A 3824-nucleotide genomic window follows, 5' to 3' on the forward strand; every position below is an offset into this window, starting at 1 on the left:
GGGTTCCACCGCCCCCAGGAGTCCCCGGGTGGCCACCATCGACGACGGCACCACCAGCCGCGCCGGCAGTACTGCCACCGGCGCCGCCGGCACCGCCCAGCGCGTAGCCCTGGCCGCCAGTGCCGCCGCCTCCGCCGCCGCCCGCACCGACCAGCACCCGGTCCGCCAGACCGCACGTCAACGTCGCGCAGCCACCAGCCGCGATCCGTACATCCGAGGAACCGCCGCCACCGGCGCCGTTGCCACCGTTGAGGCTCGCGGTCCCGCCATCAGCCCCGGCGGCGTCCCCCTTACCGCCTGCCACACCACCGTTGGAGCCGCCGAAGCCCCCCACGGCGCCCTGTCCTCCGGATGGTCCGTTGTTCTTCCCGCCAGACCGGCTCGCCGCCGTGCCGTCAGTACCCTTGCCGGCAACATCGACCTGCAGAACCTGACCTGCGGACAGATCCGCTATCACGCCGTACGCCTGGCTGCCGCCCCCACCCGGACGGCCGGTGATATCACCCACCGGCGAGCCGCCATGACTGGCGTCCCCGGCAATAAAGTAATGCCCGCCCTGGGCGCCGACCACCGTGATCTCGACCCATTTTGCGCCGTTGGGCACGGTGAAGGTGTCTGACCCGACCGTGCTGTAGGTGCATGTCTTCTTGTCGAGGACGCCTGAGCTCCCACAGGATTTTTTCGGAGAGGCGCTCGACGAGGACACCGCTGCCGCGGAACCGGCCAGCAGCATACTCAGCACAACGCCTAGCACCGAAACAGACCATGCAAAGACACGACGATTGCGTATGATGATCAGCCTCCTCTGGCAGCGTATTCGTGAACCAAACAAAAATCCCAAGACCGGACACCCTCTTGGCTATGCTCCCCGGAACGAGGGTTCCAGGGTCCCGAACTGCTTCTTGCCAGGTCGGGGTTGATGTGCCGGCAAGGCGGCGGGCCATGATATTGATCACCACAATGTGGATCATTGCTTTGGAGCGGTGGACAGGGTTTCTGTAGTCGCGCGGCGGCGATAGGAAATCAACCGGCCGAAGGTCCGTTCCACAGTCCACGCAGAATCGTGGGGTCGCCCAGCACCGCGGGCCCCCGCGCTTCCTGCCCACGATCTTCTTCACCACGTCGTCCGTATACCCGTACAGTTTCGTGGTCCCGGCGCGCGGCACCGGGACCACCTGTCCGCTATGGGTGTTGCAGAAACCGCGTTTCGTCACGTGACGAAACGTCGGGCGGGCCATGCTCGGTGCCGCGCCCGCCCGCGGACCGGGGTTACAGGTGTCTTCAGACGCCGTCGTTGGCGCACAGCGCCCAGACGTCGGAGTAGGTGTTCGGCGAGCTTGTGCCCCCGGTATGGGTGAAGGCTGTCCAGTACGCCGCCGTGGTGGTTCCGTCACTGACCGGGTTGCCGCTCGAGTCGCTGGGGAAACTTCCGTTGAGGTGGTCGCCGCCTGAGCCCGGTCCGGTGAAGTCGGTCGTGGTCACGCTGCCTCCGCTGATGGCGGCGCCCCCGCTGATCAATTTCCCGTCCCCGCTGGGGCAGTTGACTGTCGTCTTCTGGCCTGTGCTCCCCGTGGTCGGGCCGCTCGCCTCGCTGAAGTGGACTTTGACGGTGACGCCGCTGATGTTGATGTTGTTTCCGCTGCAGACCGCGTAGGCGTAGGTCTCGTTGGTGCTGTTGGTGCCGTTGGCCCACCCGACGGCGGTCCAGGCGTTCGGGTTGGTCTCGCCGTCGGCCGCGGCTTTCTGGCCGTAGTCATGTGCGGAGTTGTTGAAGGTGGGGAAGCTGGCGATCGGCTTGAAGTTGCCGACACTGGCCGGGGTGGCGCGCGCCCCGCCGCCGAGCAGGACCGTGTTCGCCGGATAGGTCGCGGTGACCAGGCCCACCGTCGACCCGCTGGTGGGTGCGTTGGTCTTGTTCATGACCACCTGGGTGTGGTTGATCAGGTTGCTGGTGAAGCACACCGCGAAGGGGGTGGTGGAGAAGGAACTGTCGGCCTGGCCGCCGCTTCCGCCGATCCCGAGCCAGTGCGTCACGTCGGTGCCGACAACCCCGGTGGAACCGGTGTATTCGGTGGTGCCGTCGGGACTGGGTGAGGTGCCCATCACATGGTTGCCGTTGCCGGTGCCGGTGGCCTGGTTGATCCCACCGCCGGAGATCAGGCCGCTACTACAGTCCGCGTGGGTTGAGATCTCGGAGTTAGGGTTTGCAGGACCGCTGGTGGCCCCGGGTGACTTCACCGTGACGCCCACGGTGTTGGCGTGTGCCGTGGCCGGGAAGGCCACCGCCAGCGCGGCGCCCAGGACCAGTGCTGTTCCCGCTGTGCGCGTACGCACGGACAGATGTGATCTCACGTCAACCTTCGCGTCAGGGGTGCGCGATGCGAGCAGATGCGCCCGTCCGCACCGGGGGTGACAACTTCTGCGCGTGTAACGCAGGGTGTGCGACGCTGCACAAGACCCGCAGATGCGGAGCTATCGGCGACTATAGACCGCTTCTACGCGGAACTTGTGGTCCCTTGCGCCGATCTGAAGCGAGGAAGTTGTGGAACGCTGATAAATTGTCCTGAATTATCCGTTTCACACCTTTCCGGTGGCGGCGTGGACGCGGCTTCCGCGCCGGGGAGCTGGGCGTATGCGCGGCGCGTAGGGGGTTGGTGGAGCGGTCGGCGGAGGCTCCCCACGAGCTGGTTCGGGTGCCGGCGCGGCAGACGCGGCAGTCCCCGGCTGCCCTTCCGCGCCCTTTCAGCTGCCGAGCAGCGCAAGATCCTCTTCCGGCTCAGCTTGATCTTTAGCCTTTTCGCTGCTGGTGGGCGGTGATGGTCCGGTCCCGTTTGACGGTTTTCCCGACGTCGTGGCGGGGTGCTGGTCTGCGGTTGTGGGTGCTGGGTGGGCGGCCGGGGTGGCCACGGTCGGGACATGGGCCGATCTCCGCGCTATCCCTCCGATATGTCCGACGCGGAGTGGGCCTACGTACAGCCGCTACTACCTCCGCAGCCGAAGGACGGTCGCCGCGCCATCGCCTCGAGTTTTCGTCGCTACACCCGTTGCTGCATGATGATCTTAAAAAGATCTCACTCTTGGAGTGAAACCGCAGGTCGGGGGTGGTGGACAGGAGCGGGGTCGAACCGCCGACCTTCCGCTTTTCAGGCCGAATCGACCGTGTCGCCAGTGTCCGTAGCCGTGCATTTCCGTCCGTGGAGCGCCGCCGAAGTACCTGTTTGGTCGTCGACATTGCTACACCCGCCGCTACACCTCCGGCTAACGGGCCGTGAGTCAAAGAGCGGCGACGAACTCCTCGATCGACAGCCCCGTGTCACGAACGATCCGACGCAGTGTCCCGACCGGGATGTCACGACCCGGATGAACAGGTACGACCGTGAAACGACCCTCGGTGTTCCGCATCATGTGATGGCTTCCCTTGATACGAACCACCTCGAAGCCGAGCTTCTCAGGGACCTTGACCACATCCCCGCCAGGCAGCACGGGAAGAGGAGGCATCAGGCGACGTCCTGCACGATCGTCAGGACCGGTGGGACACCGAACTCCTCGATGACCAGCCTGACGGCCTCGTAGAGATCCGCTACAGCGTCCTCGGGAGTGTCACCGAGCCCGTGCGCGCCACCGCTGGGGAACGACGCATGGGCCGCCCAGGTGCCGCCCTCCTCCTGCTCCAGCTCGTAGGGAATCTGGACCATCCGCTTCATGGCGCTGACTGTACGCCGCCAGCCGCAAGGTTTGCGGCCTCCGCGTGTTCCACTGGATGGCCCTGGCGGCGGACACGTGGACGTTTCCACAACCATGGCGTTCCCCTCCCTGCCCGGGCG

At 66.0% G+C, this 3824-nt stretch carries 3 protein-coding genes and 2 pseudogenes; 1 reads left to right on the top strand and 4 read right to left on the bottom strand.

Annotation, left to right across the window (positions count from 1 at the left end):
• Positions 1 to 841 (bottom strand): annotated as a pseudogene (locus tag AC5LUJ_RS12145) (beta-propeller fold lactonase family protein); the annotation flags it as partial.
• A gap of 440 nt (positions 842 to 1281) precedes the next feature.
• A complete protein-coding gene (locus AC5LUJ_RS12150) occupies positions 1282 to 2352 on the bottom strand; it encodes a hypothetical protein (protein WP_250280996.1) in 1071 nt (356 codons plus the stop codon).
• A gap of 564 nt (positions 2353 to 2916) precedes the next feature.
• On the opposite strand from AC5LUJ_RS12150, the pseudogene AC5LUJ_RS12155 reads away from it, so the two are divergent.
• A pseudogene (locus tag AC5LUJ_RS12155) lies at positions 2917 to 3015 on the top strand (transposase); the annotation flags it as partial.
• 258 nt (positions 3016 to 3273) lie between these two features.
• Here the strand turns inward: AC5LUJ_RS12155 and AC5LUJ_RS12160 are convergent.
• On the bottom strand, positions 3274 to 3498 hold the full coding sequence (locus AC5LUJ_RS12160) for a type II toxin-antitoxin system HicA family toxin (protein ID WP_250280994.1): 225 nt from the start codon (positions 3496 to 3498) through the stop codon (positions 3274 to 3276).
• Complete coding sequence (locus AC5LUJ_RS12165) at positions 3498 to 3704, bottom strand: type II toxin-antitoxin system HicB family antitoxin (RefSeq protein WP_250289656.1); 207 nt, start codon at positions 3702 to 3704, stop codon at positions 3498 to 3500. Before AC5LUJ_RS12165 ends, AC5LUJ_RS12160 begins: the two co-directional genes overlap by 1 nt.
• Between the last annotated feature and the right edge of the window lie 120 nt (positions 3705 to 3824).

It is taken from the genome of Protofrankia sp. CiP1_Cm_nod3, assembly GCF_982290655.1.

Excerpts from the sequence above, each read along its gene's own strand:
- AC5LUJ_RS12165 (WP_250289656.1), bottom strand. The coding sequence starts at position 3,704 with ATGAAGCGGATGGTCCAGATTCCCTACGAGCTGGAGCAGGAGGAGGGC.
- AC5LUJ_RS12160 (WP_250280994.1), bottom strand. The coding sequence starts at position 3,498 with ATGCCTCCTCTTCCCGTGCTGCCTGGCGGGGATGTGGTCAAGGTCCCT.